At 69.9% G+C, this 20460-nt stretch carries 21 protein-coding genes; 11 read left to right on the top strand and 10 right to left on the bottom strand.

The window, feature by feature from the left end; genetic code table 11:
• Positions 1–166 precede the first annotated feature (166 nt).
• On the bottom strand, positions 167–1600 hold the full coding sequence (locus IEW07_RS02610) for an amidase family protein (RefSeq protein ID WP_188534289.1): 1434 nt from the start codon (positions 1598–1600) through the stop codon (positions 167–169).
• A gap of 242 nt (positions 1601–1842) precedes the next feature.
• On the opposite strand from IEW07_RS02610, the gene dnaB reads away from it, so the two are divergent.
• The 3 genes from dnaB to IEW07_RS02595 all read left to right on the top strand — a co-directional run bounded on the left by dnaB (position 1843) and on the right by IEW07_RS02595 (position 5562).
• Complete coding sequence (dnaB, locus tag IEW07_RS02605) at positions 1843–3648, top strand: replicative DNA helicase (protein ID WP_229741515.1); 1806 nt, start codon at positions 1843–1845, stop codon at positions 3646–3648.
• A 261-nt stretch (positions 3649–3909) separates the two neighbouring features.
• Positions 3910–4668: a hypothetical protein gene (locus IEW07_RS02600; RefSeq protein ID WP_188534287.1), complete on the top strand. Its 759-nt coding sequence runs from the start codon at positions 3910–3912 to the stop codon at positions 4666–4668.
• 393 nt (positions 4669–5061) lie between these two features.
• The gene (locus IEW07_RS02595) at positions 5062–5562 is read left to right on the top strand and encodes a hypothetical protein (protein ID WP_188534286.1); all 501 of its coding nucleotides are present in this window, start codon (positions 5062–5064) and stop codon (positions 5560–5562) included.
• Between the two features lie 211 nt (positions 5563–5773).
• On the opposite strand, the gene IEW07_RS02590 is transcribed toward IEW07_RS02595, so the two are convergent.
• On the bottom strand, positions 5774–6907 hold the full coding sequence (locus tag IEW07_RS02590; RefSeq protein ID WP_188534285.1) for an FUSC family protein: 1134 nt from the start codon (positions 6905–6907) through the stop codon (positions 5774–5776).
• Between the two features lie 433 nt (positions 6908–7340).
• Here IEW07_RS02590 and IEW07_RS02585 point away from each other — a divergent pair, with 433 nt between their 5' ends.
• From IEW07_RS02585 to IEW07_RS02565, 5 genes are all read left to right on the top strand, one after another.
• A complete protein-coding gene (locus IEW07_RS02585) occupies positions 7341–7841 on the top strand; it encodes a TetR family transcriptional regulator (RefSeq protein WP_188534284.1) in 501 nt (166 codons plus the stop codon).
• A 433-nt stretch (positions 7842–8274) separates the two neighbouring features.
• Positions 8275–8562, top strand: a complete 288-nt coding sequence (locus IEW07_RS02580; RefSeq protein ID WP_188534283.1) for a hypothetical protein — start codon at positions 8275–8277, stop codon at positions 8560–8562.
• A 385-nt stretch (positions 8563–8947) separates the two neighbouring features.
• Positions 8948–9238 carry a hypothetical protein gene (locus IEW07_RS02575; protein ID WP_188534282.1) on the top strand — a complete coding sequence of 97 codons (291 nt, stop codon included), beginning with the start codon at positions 8948–8950 and terminating at the stop codon, positions 9236–9238.
• Positions 9239–9620: 382 nt separating this feature from the next.
• Positions 9621–9986, top strand: a complete 366-nt coding sequence (locus tag IEW07_RS02570) for a DUF488 domain-containing protein (RefSeq protein ID WP_188534281.1) — start codon at positions 9621–9623, stop codon at positions 9984–9986.
• Between the two features lie 177 nt (positions 9987–10163).
• Complete coding sequence (locus IEW07_RS02565; protein WP_188534280.1) at positions 10164–10532, top strand: hypothetical protein; 369 nt, start codon at positions 10164–10166, stop codon at positions 10530–10532.
• Between the two features lie 61 nt (positions 10533–10593).
• Here IEW07_RS02565 and IEW07_RS02560 read toward each other — a convergent pair whose 3' ends face one another.
• On the bottom strand, positions 10594–11007 hold the full coding sequence (locus tag IEW07_RS02560) for a RidA family protein (RefSeq protein ID WP_188534279.1): 414 nt from the start codon (positions 11005–11007) through the stop codon (positions 10594–10596).
• A gap of 488 nt (positions 11008–11495) precedes the next feature.
• Between IEW07_RS02560 and IEW07_RS02555 the strand changes: the two genes are divergently transcribed.
• On the top strand, positions 11496–11810 hold the full coding sequence (locus IEW07_RS02555) for a hypothetical protein (protein WP_188534278.1): 315 nt from the start codon (positions 11496–11498) through the stop codon (positions 11808–11810).
• Between the two features lie 198 nt (positions 11811–12008).
• On the opposite strand, the gene IEW07_RS02550 is transcribed toward IEW07_RS02555, so the two are convergent.
• The 7 genes from IEW07_RS02550 to IEW07_RS02520 all read right to left on the bottom strand — a co-directional run bounded on the left by IEW07_RS02550 (position 12009) and on the right by IEW07_RS02520 (position 17706).
• The gene (locus IEW07_RS02550; RefSeq protein ID WP_188534277.1) at positions 12009–13109 is read right to left on the bottom strand and encodes an LLM class flavin-dependent oxidoreductase; all 1101 of its coding nucleotides are present in this window, start codon (positions 13107–13109) and stop codon (positions 12009–12011) included.
• Positions 13110–13273: 164 nt separating this feature from the next.
• On the bottom strand, positions 13274–13480 hold the full coding sequence (locus IEW07_RS02545) for a tautomerase family protein (protein ID WP_188534276.1): 207 nt from the start codon (positions 13478–13480) through the stop codon (positions 13274–13276).
• An 11-nt stretch (positions 13481–13491) separates the two neighbouring features.
• Positions 13492–14973 (bottom strand): aldehyde dehydrogenase, encoded by a 1482-nt coding sequence (locus tag IEW07_RS02540; protein ID WP_188534275.1) that lies wholly within the window; start codon positions 14971–14973, stop codon positions 13492–13494.
• Complete coding sequence (locus tag IEW07_RS02535; protein ID WP_188534274.1) at positions 14966–15718, bottom strand: alpha/beta fold hydrolase; 753 nt, start codon at positions 15716–15718, stop codon at positions 14966–14968. Before IEW07_RS02535 ends, IEW07_RS02540 begins: the two co-directional genes overlap by 8 nt.
• Positions 15719–15720: 2 nt before the next feature.
• On the bottom strand, positions 15721–16272 hold the full coding sequence (locus tag IEW07_RS02530; protein ID WP_188534273.1) for an amino acid synthesis family protein: 552 nt from the start codon (positions 16270–16272) through the stop codon (positions 15721–15723).
• On the bottom strand, positions 16269–16895 hold the full coding sequence (locus tag IEW07_RS02525; protein WP_229741514.1) for an amino acid synthesis family protein: 627 nt from the start codon (positions 16893–16895) through the stop codon (positions 16269–16271). The genes IEW07_RS02530 and IEW07_RS02525 overlap by 4 nt, the downstream gene beginning before the upstream one ends.
• A 124-nt stretch (positions 16896–17019) precedes the next feature.
• Positions 17020–17706 carry a GntR family transcriptional regulator gene (locus IEW07_RS02520; RefSeq protein WP_229741513.1) on the bottom strand — a complete coding sequence of 229 codons (687 nt, stop codon included), beginning with the start codon at positions 17704–17706 and terminating at the stop codon, positions 17020–17022.
• 151 nt (positions 17707–17857) lie between these two features.
• Between IEW07_RS02520 and IEW07_RS02515 the strand changes: the two genes are divergently transcribed.
• Both IEW07_RS02515 and IEW07_RS02510 read left to right on the top strand, forming a co-directional pair.
• The gene (locus IEW07_RS02515; protein WP_188534271.1) at positions 17858–18802 is read left to right on the top strand and encodes a flavin reductase; all 945 of its coding nucleotides are present in this window, start codon (positions 17858–17860) and stop codon (positions 18800–18802) included.
• A gap of 29 nt (positions 18803–18831) precedes the next feature.
• Entirely contained in the window at positions 18832–20460 is a 1629-nt protein-coding gene (locus IEW07_RS02510) for a BCCT family transporter (protein WP_188534270.1), read from the top strand.

Below are 20460 nucleotides of genomic sequence, written 5' to 3'. Positions count from 1 at the left end.
GAGTCCTCTTCCTCGGGTGGTCCGTGCCGGGCCGCAGCCCTCGCGCACCGGCTGTGATGCGCGTCACGCGCAGCGGTGGACCCACCGTAGGCGTCAACCATTGTGTTCGTCAACGGTTGAGGATGTGCATGTTCGTACGGTCGGGGCCACGAGCGCGCCCGCGGGGTCACCGCTCCTGCAGCAGCGCCTCGACCGTCCGGGCGAGGTCCAGCAGCACGGCGTCCGAGAAGGGGCCGCCGGCGAGCTCGAGGCCCACGGGCAGCCCCGCCGCCGTGCGCCCGGCGGGGAGGCTGATGCCCGGCGTGCCGAGGACCCCGGCGAGGTTCGCGTGCCGTGTGAAGGTGTCGAACGTGGGGGCCCTGCGGCCGTTGAGCTCCACGGTCTCGTCGTCGCCGACCGGCCGGGCCGTCAGCGGGCACGTGGGCTGCACCAGCGCCGTCAGCCCCTGCGCCTGGATCGCCCCCGTGTACAGCCGCAGGGCGGCCTGGCGCTCCACCAGGGCGGCGCGGTAGTCGTCGTCGGCCGCCCGGAACACCTCCGCCATTTCCCAGATCCGCCGGACGTCCGGGCTGCCGATGCCGGCCCGGAGGTCCTCGAGCGCCGGTCCCGTCCCCCGGGCCGCCAGGTAGGCCTCCACGTCCGGCAGGAACTCGTGCAGGGCGATCGTCATGCCCGCAGGCGTGGCCCGTTCCCACGCCTGGGAGATGTCCACCTCGACCAGCTCGGCCCCCGCCGCCTCGAGCGCTCGCAGGGCGGCGCCGAAGACGGCGTCCACGCCCTCCTCCAGGTCCCGCAGGAACAGCCCCGGGACGCCCAGCCGGACGCCGTGCAGGACGCCGTCGTCCTCCTCGTCGAGCGGCGGGAGGTGCCGCGGGCTCGGGGCGCCGTGGGGGTGCTCGCCGGCGAGCAGGGCGTCGAGCAGGACCACGTCGTCCACGGTCCGGGCCATGGGCCCGATCGTGTCCCGGGAGTGCGCGATGGGCAGGACGCCCGACGACGGGTAGCGGCCCAGCGTCGGCCGGAACCCCACGATCCCGCAGAGGGCCGCGGGGATGCGGGAGGACCCTCCGGTGTCCGCGGCGATGGCGGCCGGGACCAGGCCCACCGCGACGGCCACCGCCGAGCCACCGCTGCTGCCGCCCGGGCTCAGGGCCGGGTTCTCCGGGTGCCGGACCGCGCCGAAGCAGCCGTTGTTGGAGGTGATGCCGAAGGACAGCTCGTGCAGGTTCGTCTTCACGGGGAACAGCGCGCCCGCCACCCGCAGGCTGCGCACGGCCGCGGCGTCCCGGCCCACCACGTCGTGCTCGAGCGCGCGGGTGCCGCCCGTGGTGGGAAAGCCGGCGACGTCCACGATGTCCTTGACCGCCAGCGGGATCCCCGTCAGCGGCCCCCGGGTCTCCCTGCGGTCCAGGGCGTGGCCGAAGGCACGGGTCAGCTCGGGGTCGGCGGCGATCACCGCCCCGAGCCGCTCCGCGACCGGCAGCCGCTCCAGCAGGGCGTCGAGGTGCTCCACGTGGCTGATCCGCCCGGCGGCGAGCTCCTCCCGCGTGGTCCTGATGTCCCACGAGCAGGGGCCGGTGGAGCTTGTTGCGGAAGTCATGGCTCATGGTGCCCGCGCGCGGATCGGCCCGGCAAGCACCGGGCGGCCGTGTGTCGGCCCCCGTGCCGCTCACCTGGGCCTGTGTCGAGGCTCATGGGCGACGGTGCCCACAGGAGGCTCCCCGCCGGTCTGCGGCGTCCGGGGTCGGTGCGAGAATGGAGGGGCTGCCCGGAAGGCCGGGGCGGCGTCGTCGTAGTTTGCGCATCGTGCCCCCTCACGGTGCGCGGGGGAGAGGTGGACTCGTGTCGGAGCAGTCGTCCGGGAGCGACCGGGAGTACGGTCGGACCCCGCCGCAGGACAACGTGGCGGAGCAGTCCGTGCTCGGCGGCATGATGCTGTCCAAGGACGCCATCGCCGACGTGGTCGAGGTGCTGCGCGGCGTCGACTTCTACAAGCCGGCCCACGAGTCCATCTACGAGGCCATCATCTCCCTCTACGGGCGGGGCGAGCCGGCCGACGCCATCACCGTGTCCGACGAGCTGACCAAGCGCGGCGAGATCGAGCGGATCGGCGGGCCGGCCTATCTGCACACCCTCATCTCCTCGGTGCCCACCGCGGCGAACGCAGGGTTCTACGCGGAGATCGTGCGCGAGCGCGGTGTGCTGCGCCGCCTCGTGGAGGCCGGCACCAAGATCGTGCAGCTGGGCTACAGCGCGGACGGCGAGGTCGACGACATCGTCAACGAGGCGCAGGCCGAGATCTACCAGGTGGCCGAGCGGCGCTCCTCCGAGGACTACACGGTGCTCAAGGAGGTCGTGGAGGCCACGGTCGACGAGATCGAGGCCGCCGGCACCCAGGGCGAGGGCATGCGCGGCGTGCCCACCGGGTTCATCGAGCTCGACGAGCTGACCCAGGGCTTCCAGGGCGGGCAGATGATCGTCATCGCGGCGAGGCCGGCGATGGGCAAGGCGCTCGCGCTCGACACCGCCATCCCCACGCCCACCGGCTGGACCACCATGGGTGAGATCGCGGTCGGCGACGAGGTCATCGCCGCGGACGGCACTCCCTCCCGCGTGGTGGCTGCCACCGAGGTCATGACCGAGCGCCCCTGCTACAGGGTGACCTTCGACGACGGGTCCGAGATCGTGGCGGACGAGCAGCACCAGTGGCTGACCTCCACCGACGACACCTCCGCGGTACGGACCACTGAGCAGATCCTGGCGTCCATGGTGGTGGGCGAGCGGCACGTCGTCGCCAACGCCCCTGCGCTGGACCGGCCCGACGCCGTGTACGAGCCCGAGGGACGACGACGCATCACTGCGGTGGAGCCGGTCGAGTCGGTGCCCGTGCGGTGCATCGAGATCGACCACCCGTCGCACCTTTACCTGGCGGGGAGGACGTTCATCCCTACGCACAACTCGACGCTGGCACTCGACGTGGCCCGGTCCGCGGCGATCAAGCACAACATGACCACGGTCATCTTCTCCCTGGAGATGAGCCGCAACGAGATCGCCATGCGCCTGCTCTCCGCCGAGGCGACCCTCAACATGCAGGACCTGCGCAAGGGCCGCCTGCAGGACGAGCAGTGGGCCAAGATCGCCACGACGATGGGCAAGATGGACACCGCTCCGCTGTTCATCGACGACTCCCCGAACATGTCGCTCATGGAGATCCGCGCGAAGTGCCGCCGGCTCAAGCAGAAGCACGACCTCAAGCTCGTGGTCCTCGACTACCTCCAGCTGATGAGCTCCGGCAAGAAGGTCGAGTCCCGCCAGCAGGAGGTCTCGGAGTTCTCCCGTGCGCTCAAGCTGCTGGCCAAGGAGCTCGAGGTGCCGGTCATCGCGCTGTCGCAGCTGAACCGTGGCTCGGAGCAGCGCCAGGACAAGAAGCCGATGGTGTCGGACCTCCGCGAGTCGGGCTCGATCGAGCAGGACGCCGACATGGTCATCCTGCTCCACCGCGACGACGTCTACGACAAGGAGTCGCCGCGTGCGGGCGAGGCCGACGTGATCGTGGCGAAGCACCGTAACGGCCCGACCAAGACGATCGTGGTGGCGTTCCAGGGCCACTACTCGCGCTTTGCGAACATGGCGCACGAGGGGCTGTAGGACTGGGAATCTCTTAAGCGCCCAGCTCAGCTTCCCCACGTGAGGACTGACCGCACCCGCCGCCGGTCACCGGACCTGCGACCTGCGGTGCGCGTCGACTGCTACGGTCGCTCCAGCAGGCACCGGACGCACCGGCGCTCCAACGCCTCCGACTCCACCAGGAGCACCACGTGGCCGATGAGCCCACCGCTGCGCTTCGTCGCATGATGGGACGCACGGTCGACTGAGACGAGAGGAACGGGCGCGGTGGAGGAGCGGAGGATGCTCAACAAGGACGGGGCCGTCTACGTCGGCGCCCGCGCGGTGGTCATCCCCGCCCGGACCGGCACCACTGGCGAGCCCACCACCCGCCAGGTGGTCGTGGCCTCCGACCACAAGAGCTTCACCCTCGACGACGGGCACATCTACGAGCGGCTCTCCGGGGCGGTCTGGGCCAAGCGCTACTCCGTGGACATCGGCACCCTGATGGTCCGGCAGGCCTACACCGAGGGCGCGGCCCTGTTCGAGAGCCTGTGGCGTTCCGCCACCGACCCAGCACCCCGGACACCGGACGAGGTCGCTCAGGAACAGGAGCAGTTCCTGGTCCAGACCCTGCGCGCCCGGCACCGCATCCCGCCGTGGGCGAGGGCCGACTTCCACTACGACGTGGCCCGGGCGCGGACCACCCTTGCGGGCCTGGCCACGGACTTCGCCCGGATCCCGGAGGAGAAGCTCTGGGCGGTGCTCGAGCACTACCGCCGCACCCCGGAGGAGATCGCCGGGCTGAACCAGCCGGTGGGCCCGGACTGCCTCACGACCGAGCACGGCACCTGCGACCGGTGCCGGCCGGTACTGGTGTGGGCCTGGGCCGCCGAACGCCGCTGGAGCCACCACGGCGGGGACCCGTCCGTGCACTACGACGTCGAGGCGATCCTCGCCGCACTGGAGAGGATCGACCCCGAGCACCGCAACACCCCCGGGCGGGTGCTGTCCCGGGTCCTCGACGAGCACCACCGACCCGACCAGGGCGCCTCCCGCTGAGTGCTCCGTCCCCGACGTGCCAGCTGAGATCCCCGGAGTCGGCCGGCGACCGCGATGGCACACCGAGGAGTTCGGCCGATGGCGGTCACTTCAGTTCCGCCCGGACGCATACGCGTGCCACATGTCCTCAATCTGAAAGACCCGCAGCCTTAACGTGCTCGTGACACAGCCTGCCGGGTGCGCTTCTATCGTGGGTCACATCCCGAGGGTTCGTGCTGGAGAGAGCCAGCCCGTGGCCTGGCCGCCGAAGGAGCATGTGTCCGCCCACCCTCAGGATCCACAGCAGGGCGGAGACGGGGCCTCTGGAGAGCAGTCGCCATGCGTCTCACCGATGGGGCACGCGGTCGTGACATGGCCGTTGATCTCCACGTTCCAGGACAGAGAGGACACGCCATGATCCCGATTTCCGCCTCGGCCCAGGCATGGGCTGTGAAGGTCTGCGCGAATGCTTCCGAGGACAAGGTCCGAGCTCTCGTCCACCACCTCTACGACCACGAGTCGCGCCTGCTGGCCGAAGTCTGGGGTCTCTTCTGCGGCGACGAGGTCGAGGCCGCCGTGCTCGACGCCGACGCGTGCGTGGAAGGTGCCTTCCTGTGCCGCGGCGACGCGGCCAGGGCGGTCCGGGACGCCCGCAACGCCAGGGTCGCCAAGGACGCCGTCGCGGCCCAGGAGCACGCCGGGGTCGCCCGACGGACCGCCGCGAGGGCCGAGGCGTTCGCCCGGAACGCCGAGGACCTGCTGGCCGCCGTGGGCTCCCGGGCCGGGATCGGGGAGGCCGAGCTGAAGGCCCTGGCGGCCCGTGCCGACCACGCCCGCAGCCTGGCCGAGGAGGTCGGGGCCTCGGCCCGGGAGGCGGAGGCCCACGCGGCGGAGAGCTGCGCGCAGACCGGCTGAGAAGCGGGCCGGCTGAGAAGGGCCACGCTTTGCCGACGCATCTCTGCACTGCTCATGCCGACGACCGCCTGTATGGGCACCCATCGATGAATCACGTGCTACGCATGCCGCGCTGCGGGTTCCAGTGGTGCTAGTGCTTCTCGTGATGTGGCCGCTGGAGCAAGCGAGGCCGAAGCGAAAGGAGTCAGGCTCCGGTCCCGTCAACGGTGCGTCAGCGAAGTCTGGGGAGGTGGTCCGAGGCTGTCCGGTGGCTCATTCCGGTGGCCTCCAGCAGGTCCACCACCAGCGGCCGCAGCAGCAGGATCACGCCTTCGCCTTCCAGTCCGTGCACGCCCAGGGGCTTCGGGTGCAATCGGGCTGCTATCGCGATGAGCTCCTCACAGGCCCGGCGCATGTCCAGTTCCGGGCCTCCGCCGGCGGCCGGTTCGGTGAGGGCGCGGCCGAAGGTTTCGACGGCCTCTGCGGCATCGGTCAGCAGCCCCTGCAACGACTCCATCGCCTCGTTGCTCAGGGCGGCATTGTCGATGGCCGAGGCCAGTCGCCGCACCAGCGCATCGCTGTCGCGCAGGGCGCGGTCGATGAAATCCAGTGACCGGTTCAGATCTTCCAGTTCTGTCCGGTGCCGCCGATAGGCCGGTGCCAGCCGGGCCACCTCCTGGGCCGCCGGCAGCGAAGCCAGCAGCTCATCGACAAGCGGCTGAGCCTTCCGGGCGCGGGTCAATGCGTACCATGCGGTCCTCGCGTCATCGGTCTCCAGCGCGACAGCAGAGGACCGCAGGATCTTGGCGAGCTCGTCCAGCACCTTTCGGACATCGGTGTGGGGTTCCCGGCGCGGATCCCGCGGGACAAGGGCGGTGAGGGTCAAGGCCACAGCGCCTCCCACGAGGGCGTCGATGCTGCGGGTGAACGGTCCTCCGGCGGGAACCGGCAACAGCACCACGAGCACCGACTGAATGGCCATCTGGGTGGAGAAGAGCGAACCACTGTCGAGGAACCGGGCCAGCAGAATCGCGGTCAACAGCACCGTGGTGGCCTGCCACAGGCCCTCGCCGAACGCCCCCAGCAGGAGATCGCCGATGAGGATGCCGATGGTGCAGCCAACAGCCACTTCCAGCACGCGGCGCAGTCTCGGGTCGCGGGAGAACCCCAGGACGACGATGGTGGAGGTCGCGGCAAAAATCGGTCCTTCATGGCCCAGCAGCTCCTGGGCGATGGCATAAGCGGCGACGCTGCCCACGGACATCTGCAGTGCAGGCAGGACGGACTCCCGGGCCCGGCGCAGGCCCGAACGTGTCCGGGTCCGGGCCAGGTGCGGAAGAGTCCTGGACCATGAGAGGGCGGGCATGGCGTCAGTGTAGGGCCGGCCGCCGGAGGCTGCTGGAATGGTCTTCCCTGGGCGGACGCCTCCCGCGTTGCCCTGTGCCGGTCATGAATTGCCGTTCGACGTCGGGGTCGAAGTAATCGCTCTGCGGGCGCCGACAGCGGGAGGCACAGAAGCCTTCGAGGAAGGCGGGACCGTGCCCGCGCAACACGCTGCTGCGGGGGCGGTCCCGGAGCTCTCCCGGATCTCTCGAGGTGGTGGTGATGCGCCCGGCCGCGAGCTGAAGGGCTATGGTGCCCTTGACAGGTGACGACATGGTGCTGGACAGATGTGGCACTACATCACCAAGTATGCGGATGTTTTCTCCCCGAGGTTTCCCGAGGTTTCCCGAGATTTTCCGAGGTCTTCTCGGAGCGACCTCGAGCGGGGTGATCGTTGATGAGTGGCTGGAGGAGTCATGTTCGGGCCGGAGACGCCGAGCGAGCAGATCGAGCAGCACGTCGAGGCGGTGGTGGTGGAGCTGGTCGAGGAACTGGACCACTGGGCACAGCAGGACCCCGTGGCGGAGGGGTCTGATGACCGGGCCTACGTGCGGGCTTTCTCGCAGGTGCGGGACAACAGCACCCGGGACCAGACGGCGCTGCTGCACGCCGCGGTGGCCAGGCCGCACCTGGCCGAGTCCCTGGTCCAGCTCAACCGCCGGATGGACCGGGAGGACCTGGACCCGGGACACCCAGCAGGAATCATCGGGGTGATCGTCCGGCTGGCCATGGACGGACTGTGGGTCAGCGACATCCTCGACTCCACCCGCTTCAGTGATGATCAGCGCTGTCGGATCACGAGCATCCTCACAGGCCTGACCTATCTGACCGACGAGCGGCTGGAAGCGGTGCTGACCGAAGCAGCCCCCGGTGACAGTGCGTCCCAGGCAGGGGACTCAGCTCTGTCCTCGGACTGAGATCCGACCGGATCTGCCCCTGGTCCTCCGAGCGGAAAGCAGGCATCCCCAGTAGTGGAACCGTCAGAGCGGTACCGTCTACTGGCCCGCGCCTCGGGACGCCACGGCACCGAACGTCCACATCATGGAGGCTGCACCATGGGGATGCCGGTTGTTCCTGGCCGGGGTGGCGGGGGCCTCGACGTGTCCCGAGGGCATCGGCTCCGGCGGGAGAGAACGCTGTGCGAAGCGGCTCGTGGGAGCCCGTACGGCCGGCATGTGCGGTGTCGCGGAGGGGACAGCACGCATGTTTAGTCTTGCCGGCGGCAGCACAGTATGGTCGGCAGCAGTGCTGCCCTGCGGGCGCGATCGCAGCGCCGACGGGACAGGCACCACCACCCCGCCCAGTCAGGAGAACCACCCGAGACAGGCGATGCGACAGAAAGAGCGCCTGATGAACCACCGTTCCGCCCACCCCGTCCAGCCCTGGGACCCCCTCGACCTCCCGGATGCCCAGGAGATCTATCTGGAGCCCACGACCGGCTTCCCTTCGGATCTGTCGCACATGGCACTGTGGGAGCTGCAGGTGCTGCACAGCAGGCTCTGCCGCCAGCTCAACCGGGATCACCTCCACCGTGTCGGCGGTCCCCATCCGGTGACCATGGCCCGGTACTGCAAGGTGGTCTTCGCCCTGGACGCGCGAGCCGGAGTTCTCGGCTCCGTGCCGCCGGCCCGGCCGTAGGAGACGTGCCCCCGGCAGGCCGGGCTCCGGTGCACCGCAGGCGTCCTGCTGCTGAACGAGGGCCCCGAGAAGCGGCCACCGGCACATCGCATCGCCCGACAGGTCGTGATTGGCGAGGTGCCCCTCACCTCCCACGTCGTGGGCGTACCTGGGCTGCTCGGGCGGCGCGGGGAAGGGGAGGACGCGGTCCCTCGGGGTGAGTGCCTCCCTGGTCCGGGAGGCGGCTTCCGCTCGGGGCTTAAACCCCCGCGGGGTATCGAGGAACGGGCTATGGTCGGAAGGACAGTGCCTTTCGGGTGCCGCCTCTGCCCCGGATGGCAGACGAGACCCGCAACGCCCAGTCAGGAGTACCCCGAGACAGGCGACTGACCAGAAAGAGCCTCACATGGCGCCTCTGCATGCCTACCCTGTCCACCCCCTGGATCCCCTCAGCGGCTCCACCGCCCACCGGGTTTCCCCCGAGTGGATCTACCTCGAGCCCACCGATGCGTTCCCGGAGGACCTTCAGGTCCTGACGGTGACCCAGCTGCAGGTCCTGCACAGCCAGATCTGCAGCCAGCTCGACTGGGAGTACCTCACCGACCCCGCCGGGCCCCATCCCATCACCCTGGACCGCCGCCGCGCGCTGGTCGATGCCCTCGACGCCCGCGTCGGCACCCACGACCCGTACGGATGACCTAAGCGGCTCCCACCGCGGGCCACCAAACTCACAGACGCGAGCACCAGTGCGGAGCCAGCTCCGTGTGACAGATGCGCAGGAGAGGGTCCTGCACCGATACCAGGAAAGAAGCAGCGCCGCGGAGTGCATCGCACCGATCCCTGTTGTGCTGTCCGAGCAGGGTCGGGGTCGTGGCTGCCGGTCGAGTCGCTCACCTGGGTGGTCCCCGTCCTCTCCCGGGGCCTCGTCCGGCAAAGGACTCTTCCGGGTTCCATGCCGGTTCTCACCGCTCTGCCCAGCGAGGGCAACGTGGCCTGCGGTCGTCCATGGAAGTCCCGGCAGCACGCGCTTCCGATGGCGAGGTCGGACCGTCCCTCCAGAGAAGCAGAGACGAGGAAAGATGAGCACGAACAAGTACCACGTGAGGGTCCGGCGGGTCTATGAGGCTCCCTCGCCGGCGGATGGCACCCGTGTGCTGGTCGATCACCTCTGGCCACGCGGCCTGAGCAAGGACAGAGCAGCCTTCGACGAGTGGTGCAAGGCGGTGTCACCATCGACAGCGCTGCGCCGGTGGTACAGCCATGCTCCCGACCGTTTTGAAGAGTTCAGCTGCCGTTACCGTGCCGAACTCGAAGAACCCGAGCGCGCAGCAGCCTTCCACCACTTGCTCACCCTGGCCCAGCGCGGACCTCTCACACTGCTCACCGCCACGAAGTCCCCGGACCTCAGCGAAGCCAGAGTGCTCGCCGAACTGCTCCGCGGGTGACCGGACCGGCTAGGAACCCGCGCTTTCACAGAACACATCGCAGGGCATTGCCCAACTCCGCGCCTGCCGACCTCGCGGCGCCGCGGCCGGAGGGCGCGAAGGCATCAGACAGCCGGCACGTCCGATCTTCTGGTCCGGGCCGCCCCATGCCCCCACGTACAAGGAACCCACACCACCATGAATCCCAAGCTTTCCGTCCTCGTCCAGATCGACCTCGACGGCCGGCACGTGACCCTGGATGTCACCGGCACCCTGACCGAAACCAACCAGCAGGTCCTGTCGCCCCTGATCCACCGCGCTCGAACCACCTTCCCGGAAGCCGGACTGAGCGTGAACCTGCACCGGGCCCGACTGGGCGATTCTGCCGCGATCGATGCGCTGGCCGGGAGCCTCCAGGAGGATTTACCGGGCACGGTGCCGGTGCAGATCACCGCGCCGGCACACCCGGTCCCGCACCACCCCGGGCAAGCGACATCGGCGGCAACGGCCGGAGCCTGGACCGCGTCAGCACGCAGCGACAGGTTCGCCCCCTCGACAGGGCACTAGCCCTGGCAGCCCCCTTTCCAGTGCGTGCAGGGGGGAGGAGGACCGGGGAGGCCGTCGTCCGTCAGCTCACGGTCGCGGGGATGTGGGCGATGGCGGAGACCTCCACGAGGAACTGGGGCCGGGCCATGGGGGCGACGATCACGGTGGAGGTCGGGGGAACGGGGCCGGTGAAGTACCTGGTGCGCACCTGGCCCACGGTGGCGGCGTGCTCGGGTGCGGCCAGGTAGGTGGTGGTCGACACGACGTCGTCGAGGGTGCCCCCGGCGGCCTCGAGGACGGCGGTGAGGTTGTCGAAGACCTGCACGGCCTGGGCGTGGATGTCGCCTTCGCCCACGTAGGAGCCGTCGGGGGCGAAGGCGACCATGCCGGAGACGTGCAGGGTCTCCCCGTCGAGCACGCCGTAGGAGTAGGCGTTGGTGTCGGCGACCTCGGCGGGCAGTGCGGCGGGGGTGATCCTGCGTCGACGGCGCGGCATTCGGTTCTCCTCGATCTCTCCGTGGGACGGCACACGGGGTGCCGTGGAACTCCCACACTGGCACAGCCCCGGCCCCGGGAAGCGGCTGGGGGCGGACCAGCCGCGTGTCTTGTCCTCGGCCTTGGCGCAACGATCATCGCGCCGGACCCCCTGGGGCGCTCGACGCAGCACATGCCGGCGCTCGCGGAGGCCCTCCCTCGCCCGTTCTCATGTCCCGCTGCGTCGACATATTCCACCGGGCGGTTCCGGTCCGTGATCTCGTTCACTAATGTCGGGTGCACCTGCGGGCGAACGCGCGTCCCCCACCGGCGCGCCGTCTGCACCTCTGGGAGTCCTCCGCGTCCCCCAGTACGCCCGGTTCCACCCGGACCACCGAGGCCCAGCGACGGACCAGGGGTCACGGAAGCGGAGCACTCCACCGGTGTCCTCACGCCCTGCGTGGGCGGACACCGGCCCAGAACACCACTACAACGACGTAGGGAAGCGCAATGACCACAACGGCAACCAGCATCCACACCGGACCGATCCCGCCCGCACAGCTGGCACTGCAGGAGATCGAGGGCACCCTTCGGGGGCTCCGGGCTCATCCCCTGGAGCAGACCCGGCACGGCGCCTCACCGGTCGAGAACCTCGGGCATGTCCCCGGCCGTCGGAGTCCCGAGCGGGAACGCCCGGAGGACGACGAGGCGGTCCTCATCGCGGTGCCGGCTACCGTCGCCCACCGCTCCTTCCGGGAGCGCCCCGAGGACGACGAGGTGGTCCTCACCTACACGAGCGAGCCCGCCTGCCGGCGCATGAGGTGAGGCCTCGGACCGGGCGCGGTGGGGGCGGGTTCGGGCCCCGGCGCAGCGTGCGCCGGGGCCCGACTCGTGCTTTACGCCGGAGGCGTCCGGCGCTCAGCCCTTGCAGCCGTCGGCTGCTGCGTGGGCGGACGACGGCTCAGATCCCCCGTCGCATGATGCACCCGGGTACCTGGCCGGTGGCGGACGCCGGAGAGCACGTCATGCGGTGACCGTGGAGCCCACGGGACCATCGCTGGGCTGAGCAGCCGCCTGACCTGCATTGCGGAATGCCGGGACGACGTGCTTGACGAACAGCTCCAGCGACTCCTTCTTCTGGGCGTGGGTCATGCCGTTGTCGATCCAGTAGGCGAACTCGTCGACGCCCAGCTCCTGGTAGTGCTTGATCCGCTCGATGACCTCGTCGGGCGTGCCGATCATCGCCGACCTGTGCAGGCTGTCCAGCTCGAACTCGGGACGGTCCGCGAACTTCTCCTCGGGCGAAGGCTCGAGGAAGCCGTTGACCGGGGTGGTCTTGTTCCCGGCCCACGCGTCGAAGGTGCGGTAGTAGCGGTTGATCGCGGCGGCCCCTGCGCGCCAGGCGTCCGGGTCCTCGGGCGCGTGCACGTAGGTGTGCCGCAGGCACAGGATCTCCGGCTTGCGCGCGCCCGGGAACTTGGCCATCGCGGCCTCGGTCTTGCCGGTGAGGTCGGCGACCTCGGCGTCGTCCTTCATGAGGGGGGTGACCATGATGTTGAAGCCGTTCTCGACGGCGAACTCGTGCGACTCCGGGGAACGGGCCGCCACCCAGATGGGGATCTCCGCCTGTACCGGCTTCGGCACGCTGGTCGAGGTGGGGAACTGCCAGATCTCCCCGTCGTGGGCGTAGTCGCCCTGCCACAGGGCACGCATGGCCGGGAGGATCTCGCGCAGGTGCTGGCCTCCGGCGGCGGCGGGCATGCCGCCGGCGAGCCGGTCGAACTCGAACTGGTAGGCGCCGCGGGCGACCCCGAGCTCGAGGCGTCCGCCGCTGATGACGTCCAGCAGTGCGGACTCGCCGGCAGCGCGGATGGGGTTCCAGAACGGCGCGATGAGGGTGCCCGCACCCAGGCGGATGGTCTTCGTCTCGGCGGCGAGGTAGGCGAGAAGCGGCATGGGGCTCGGGGAGACCGTGTACTCCATCGCATGGTGCTCGCCGATCCACACGGTGCAGAACCCGCCGTCCTCGGCGACGTGCACGAGGTCGACGAGGTCCTCGAAGAGCTGCCGGTGGCTCACCTGGTCGTCCCAGCGTTCCATGTGCACGAAGAGGGAGAATCGCATTGTGGTTGCCCTTCTGTAGGTTGACTGCCTGCGGTCTGTTCCGGGGTGGCCGACCGGGGGCCGTCGGATGAAAGCCCCGGGTTGCGGCTCCACATCCGGCGACAGCGGCGTCTCCGGATGGCGTGTTCGGTACTGAGGTGGTTCTGCTCGCGGCCCAGGGGCCGTCAGCTCGGTCCGGTGCCGCTGTTTCTTTCCGCGATGGTCCGGTCGGCCTTGGACCAGTGGGTGGTCGGCACCTCCCGGACGATCACCGTGGTGTTCTCCGGCACCGCGCCGACGGTCTCCTCGGCGGCACGGTGGAGGGCCGAGACGAGGGCACGCAGCTGCTCGGGGCTGCGGCCTTCGGCGATGGACACGTCGATCAGGGGCATGACGGGGCTCCTCAGCTGCGCATGACGAAGGGATCCGCCACGGGGCCCTCGTCGGTGTTGATCCACACGCTCTTGAGGCGGGTGTACTCGTTCATCGACTCCAGGCCGTGCTCGATGCCCACGCCGCTGTTCTTGAAGCCCTGGCGCGGGGACATCGGGGACATGGCCCGGTAGGTGTTCACCCAGACGGTGCCCGCCTCCAGGCGCCGGGCCATCCGGTGGGCCCGGGCCAGGTTCTGGGTCCAGACCCCGGCGGCCAGGCCGTAGTCGGTGTCGTTGGCCAGTCCCAGGACCTCCTCCTCGGAGTCGAAGGGCATGATCGCGGCCACGGGCCCGAAGATCTCCTCCCGGGTGACGCGCATGCAGTTGTTCACCCCGGTCAGCACGGTGGGGGCGTAGAAGTAGCCCGGGAGCTCGACGTCGGGTCGGCCGCCGCCGGTGAGGACGGTGGCGCCCTCGGAGACGCCGAGCTCCACGTAGGAGTTGACCTTCTCCTGCTGGGCGGCGAAGGCCAGCGGTCCCAGCTCGGTGGTCTCGAGCATGGGGTCCCCGATCACGATGCTGCGGGCCCGCTCGGCGACCTTCTCCAGCAGCTCCTCGTAGATCGAGCGGTGGGCGAAGACCCGGCTGCCGGCGATGCAGGTCTGCCCGGCGGCGGCGAAGATGCCGGCGATCACGCCCATGGCGGCGTTGGACACGTCGGCGTCCTCGAAGACGATGTTGGGGCTCTTGCCGCCCAGCTCCAGGGTGCAGCCGATGAACCGGGAGGCGGCCGAGGCGGCAATGGCCGATCCGGTGGCGGTGGACCCGGTGAAGGAGATCTTGGCGATCCCGGGGTGGTCCACCAGCGGGGCACCGGCTTCGGTGCCGTAGCCGGTGACGACGTTGATGACCCCGTCGGGGAACCCGGCCTCCGTGGCCAGTTCGGCCAGGCGCAGCACGGTGCGCGAGGTGTACTCGGAGGGCTTGATGACCAGGGTGTTGCCGGCGGCCAGGGCCGGGGACAGCTTCGAGGTGGTCAGTGTCAGGGGCGAGTTCCAGGGGGTGATGGCCCCGACCACGCCCAGTGCTTCGCGCTGGGTGTAGTTGAGCATCTGCACGGAGCTGGTGGGGATCTGGCTGCCCTGCACCTTGTCGGCCAGCCCGGCGTAGTAGTAGAGGTACTCCGGCAGGGTGGTCAGCTGCCCGCGCATCTCCCGCAGGAGCTTGCCGTTGTCCTGGGACTCCATCCGCGCCAGTTCCTCGGCGTGCTCGCCGACCAGATCGCCCAGGCGACGCAGGAGGTGACCGCGCTTGGTGGGGGACAGGTCCCGCCACCGCGGGTCGTGGAAGGCCTGCCCTGCGGCCTGGACCGCGGCGTCGACGTCGGCGGCCGTGCCGCGGGCCGCCGAGTACAGGGTCTCCAGGGTGGCGGGGTTGGTGCTCTCGAAGTACTCCCCCTCGAGCGGGGCGACGGACTGTCCGTTGATGAAGTGGTCGTAGCGCTCAGGCATGGTCTTCTCGGCTCGATTCCTCGATGAAGTGGTGGATGATGCGGGCCAGCTCGCCGGGCTGCTCCACGGGGAGCATGTGGCGGGCGCCGGGCACCACGACGGCCTCGGCGCCGGGGATCGCCGCGGCCAGGCGACCGGTCATGGCCGGGGAGGACCCGGGGTCCAGTTCGCCGGTCACGGCCAGGGACGGGACCCCGATGCCCTGGAGCTCGGGGCCGATCTCGGCGTCCGCGGTGGCGAAGACCTCGTAGGCGTGCAGGTAGGACTCCACGGAGTTGGCCAGCAGGGTGCTCCGCGTTCCGGCCACCGTGTCCTGGTCCACCGCGCTGCCCGCGGGGTACCAGCGCTGGATCGAGGCCTCGACGCTGCCGGGGAAGTCCTCCCGGGCGCTCTCCAGCCGCCGGTGCACCGAGGCCGCCTCCTCGGGGGTGCGCCGGCAGACGGAGCTGACGCTGGTCAGGGTGGCGACCAGCTCCGGACGGTGCCGGGCGAGGTGCTGGGCGACGAGCGCGCCCAGGGAAAACCCCACCAGGTGGGCTCGCCCAGGCAGCCGGGCGGCGACGTCCTCGGCCAGCTCGGTCAGGGTGGCCGGTCCGGTCAGGGGCGGCTGAGCACCGTGGCCGGGCAGGTCCAGGGCCACGACAGGGCGGTCGGTGAGCCGGCCCAGCTCCGCGCGGAGGGGCTCCCACATGGCGTGGTCCAGCCCCACGCCGTGGAGCAGGACGATCGGCAGGGGCTGGACCATGGTCACTGCTCGGTGCTCAGCGGGGCGAGGCGCTGTTGGGGCCGTCCCTGGGCGGCCGCGGCCAGGGCGATGACGATCTCCCCGGGGTGCGGGGCGTCAGCCAGGCGGACCTCGATGCTCTGGTGGTGGGAGCGGATGGTGGCATCGGTGATGTGCTTGAGCGGGATGTCGAAGACGACCCCGGCGGGTCCGCGCTTCTCCACCGCCGGCAGCAGGGTGGTGGCGGAGGCGGCCTTGCGGAAGTGGTCGCCGAACTTCAGGGTGTGGATCAGGGCCGAGCCGTGCTCGATCTCCCCGTCCAGGCCCACGATGGCGGCCTTGCCGTAGGCCTCCACCGGAGCCCCGAGGGCCTCGACCACCCGGGCCGCCAGCAGGGCGCCGACGTCGGAGGCGGTCGCCTCGATGCCGGGGGCGAGGTCCTCGACGAAGCCCTGGCCCTCCCAGGGGTTGGCGATGATGGCGGCCACGACGGCCACGCGCGCGGCGGGCTCGACGGGACGACCGCCCTCGGTGACGACTTCTTCGACGAGGGTGACGATCTTGCGGGTGCTCATGCGGAGGCTCCTTCGAGGATGGCGGAGGTGACGGCGGGGTCGGTGGTGCGGTCCCCGATGCGGGGGTGCGGGCGGGGACCGGTGGAGCCGGCGACGACGACGACGATCTCGTCGGCACGGGGCCCGTCGCTCACCCGGGTGGTGATGGTCTGGTAGTGGCTGCGCGTGGCCGCCTGGGTCTTGTGCCACATGGGCACGACCAGGGCCTGGCCGGCGTCGGCGCGGTCGTCGGCGAAGCAGATGATGGAGGAGCCCTCGAGGAACTCGCGCACGAGGTTGCCGAAGTACGGGGTGTGGATGAGCGCCCCGGCGTGCTCGATCTCCCCGGCGGTGCCGACGATCGCGGCCTTGCCGAAGGCCTCGACCTGCTCGGTCCCGCCCAGGCTCTCCAGCAGCCGGTCGGTCAGCACGCGCGCCAGCAGCGGTGCCAGCTGCTCGGTGGCGGGGGAGAGGTCCGTGTCCGGGCCGGTCCCGGCCCAGGGGTTGGACACCACGGCCGCGACGGTGGCACGCACCGCCGGCACGGCCGGGGCCTGGCCGTTCTCCAGGAGGATCTCCTCCTGGTAGTGGACGATCTTGCGGATTCCGGCCGGCTCGGGAAAGCGGGGCGTCATGGTCGTCATCGCCCACCCACCAGGTGCGGGGTGTGGGGGGAGCGAGGCACGACCTTCTCGGAGAACAGCTCCAGGCGGCGCATGGCGTGGTCCTTTCGCGCCGGCGCGCAGCCGGCAGGGGTCGAAGCGGTGGTCAGGAGTGGAGGGGGCCGCCGGCCGTGCGGGAGTCGGTGAGGACCTCCCGGGCCGAGGCGTAGACGTGGTTGCGCATGGCGGCCTCGGCACCGAAGTGGTCCTTGTCCCGGATCATCTCCAGCACCACGCGGTGCTCACTGGTGGAGGCCTTGATGCGCCCGGGGTGCTCGGCGGTGCGCAGGACCAGGCGGTGGTAGGCCAGCTGGTTCATCAGCCGGTCGTAGTGCTCGGCCAGCTTCGAGTTGTCCGACCCGGTGATGATGGTGCGGTGGAACTCGTGGACGAGCTCCGCGTACCGGGTGGCGTCCTGGTCCGCTGCGGCCTGATCCGATTCGGCGATGTTGCGCTCGAGCACCTCGAGCTCGGGAACCGGTCCGCGGCGGGCCAGCAGACCGGCGGCCAGGCCCTCCAGGCCCTCCTTGAGCTGGAAGAGCTCGACGATCTCCCGGCGGGTGGGCTCCCGCACGAAGGTGCCCACCTTGGGGCGGATCTCCACGAGGCCCTCGTGCTGGAGCTGTTTGAGGGTCTCGCGGATGGGCGTGCGGCTGACGTCGAACTCCTGGGCCAGGAACACCTCGGACAGCGGGGCACCCGGCGGGAAGTCCCCGCTGAGCACCAGCTGCCGGACCCGGTCCAGCAGGGGCACCTCGGTGGAAGGCACCGCCTCCCCGGTCTCATTAGTCATCCGTTGCATGCATCACACGCTAGGCCCACTGCCATGCATCGTCAAGAGTGCGTCGCGGAAATCCATGCTTAACGGCTTGTTTACCAGGAGAAGCAGAAAATTTACCCCCACCCATTGACCGGGGCGTGTGACGGGGATTACGTTCTGTGCCATGCAACAGGAACTCGAAGCTACGCTCACCACCGTCTGGCAGGCCGCCTGGGACCGAGGAGAGGTCGCAGCGCTGGAATCCGTCGTCGCCCCCGACTACGTGCGGGTGAGCCGCTCCAGCGGACACACGTCGACGCTGGCGCAGGTGCAGGAGGAGATCCGCACCGTCCGTGCCGGCTTTCCCGACCTGGTCACCACCATCGACTCCGTGGTCACCCAGGGGGACGCCGCGGCGATCTTCTGGACCAGCACCGGCACCCACACCGAGACCTTTCTCGGGGTGCCGCCCACCGGCCGCCGGGTCCAGACCCGCGGGTGCAACCACGTGACCCTGGTGGACGGGCGGATCACCCGGGAGGAGGTGACCTGGGACGGCTCCGAGCTGCTCCACAGCCTGGGCGTCCGTCATCTCAGCGACACCCCGCTGCAGCCGGACGAGGTCGTGCTCGACGACCTCTCGGGCGAGCCGGACCCGCAGGTGATGAAGACCTTCAACCGGCAGTTCATCACCGGGGTCACCGTGGTCACCACCCAGGACAACGGCACCCCCAAGGGTCTGGCGGTCAACTCCTACGCCTCGGTGTCCCTGGAGCCGCCCCTGGTGATGGTCTGCATCCAGAAGACCTCCTCCACCTACCCCGCCCTGTTCGCCGCCACCCACCTGGGGATCAACATCCTGGGCACGGAGCAGCGGGCCACCATCGCCACCTTCGCCTCGAAGTCGCCCGACAAGTTCGCCGACGTCGACTGGCACCCCGGGCCCAGCGGCAGCCCCCTGATCGACGACTCCCCGGCGTCCCTGGAGGCAGAGATCCGGGAACGCTTCCAGGCCAAGACCCACACCGTGTTCATCTGCCGCGTCCGCCACGCGGAGGTGACCGAGGCCAGCCCCATCATCTACAAGGCCGGCCGCTTCTACGACAGCGACGACCTCACTCAGCTGTGACACCCGCCCGGAGAGCCGGCCGGTCCTCCATGCGCCAGAAATCGGAGAAACCCGTGGTCCAACAACTCGACCAACCTGTCTCGACCCGCCGCTCGGAGAACCGTCCGGCGTCCTCCACCAGACCGGGTGCGGTCCTCGCGGTCTCGGTCGGGCTGATCGCCGCCTTCGTCCTGTGGGCCGCGGTCTCCCCGGACGGCCTGGGCGCCGTGATGACCAGCAGCATGAACTGGGTGGCCGGCTCCGTGGGGTGGAGCTACCTGGTGGTGCCCCTGCTGTGCATCGGGCTGCTCCTCTACCTGGCCCTCAGCCGCTACGGCGACATCCGGCTGGGCTCCAACTCCGCTCGCCCCGAGTTCAGCACGTGGGCCTGGCTGGCCATGATCCTCTCGGCGGTGATGGGCATCGGGCTGATCAGCTACGGAGTCGCCGAGCCGATCTCCCACTACATGGCCCCGCCGCACGCGCTGGCCGAACCCGAGACCATGGACGCCGCCGTGCGGGCCATGCAGTTCAGCTTCTTCGACTGGGGGCCGCACGCCTGGGCGGTGTTCGGCGTGTTCGGTCTGGCCATCGGCTACTCCACCCACCGCAAGAACCGCCCGGGCCTGGTGTCCCCGATGCTGCGCCCGGTCCTGGGCAAGCTCGTCGACGGCTGGTTCGGCAAGGCGATCGACGTCTTCGCCATCATCGCCACCCTGTTCGGGACCACCACGTCCCTCGGTCTGGGCGCCTCGCAGATCGCCGAGGGCCTGAACCGGGTCTTCGGCCTGCCCACGGACCTGCCGGTCCAGATCATCATCATCGCCGTGATCACCGTGCTGTTCACCCTCTCCGCGCTGTCCGGGGTCCACCGCGGCATCCGGTACATCAGCGAGATCACCATGACCCTGTCGATCCTCCTGGCGGTCTTCGTCTTCGTGGCCGGGCCCACGAACTTCGTCTCGAACCTGTTCTTCCGTTCGATCGGGCAGTACGCCAGCGAGTTCTTCACCACCAGCCTCATCACCCCGTCAACGCCCGACGACCTGCAGTGGATGCAGTGGTGGACCTACTTCATGATGGCCTGGTGGCTCAGCTGGGGCGCCTTCGTCGGGGTCTTCCTGGCCAAGATCTCCAAGGGGCGCACCATCCGCCAGTTCGTCGCCGGCGTTCTCGGGGTTCCCAGCCTGGTGTTCTTCGCCTGGTTCACCATCTTCGGCGGCACCGCCATCAAGATGGACATGGACGGCGCCGGCATTGGTGAGGCCACCACCGCCAACATCAACTCCGCGTTCTTCGCCATGCTCGAACAGCTCCCGCTGGTCCAGGTCACCGCGGTGCTCACCGTCGTGCTGGTCGCGCTGTTCTTCATCTCCGGGGCCGACGCCAACACCTACGTGCTGAGCATGCTCTCCTCCAAGGGCACCCTGAAGCCGGCCAAGCCGGTGCTGACCCTCTGGGGCGTGCTCACCGGGGTGTGCGCCGTGCTGCTGCTGGTCGTCGGCGGACTCGTGGCCCTGCAGCAGGCGGCGATGCTCTCCGCCCTGCCGTTCACCATCATCGTGGCTCTGCTGGGCATCTCACTGATCCTGGAACTGCGCAAGGATCCGGAGTTCCAGCTGCTGCGCCACGCCCGGCTCCACGAGATCCCCGGAGCCGACGGCGAGCGCTCCCACTAG

The sequence above is a fragment of the Kocuria dechangensis genome, assembly GCF_014636775.1.
GTDB classification, from domain to species: Bacteria; Actinomycetota; Actinomycetes; order Actinomycetales; family Micrococcaceae; genus Kocuria; species Kocuria dechangensis.
This window is presented reverse-complemented; position numbering and strand designations above follow the sequence as displayed.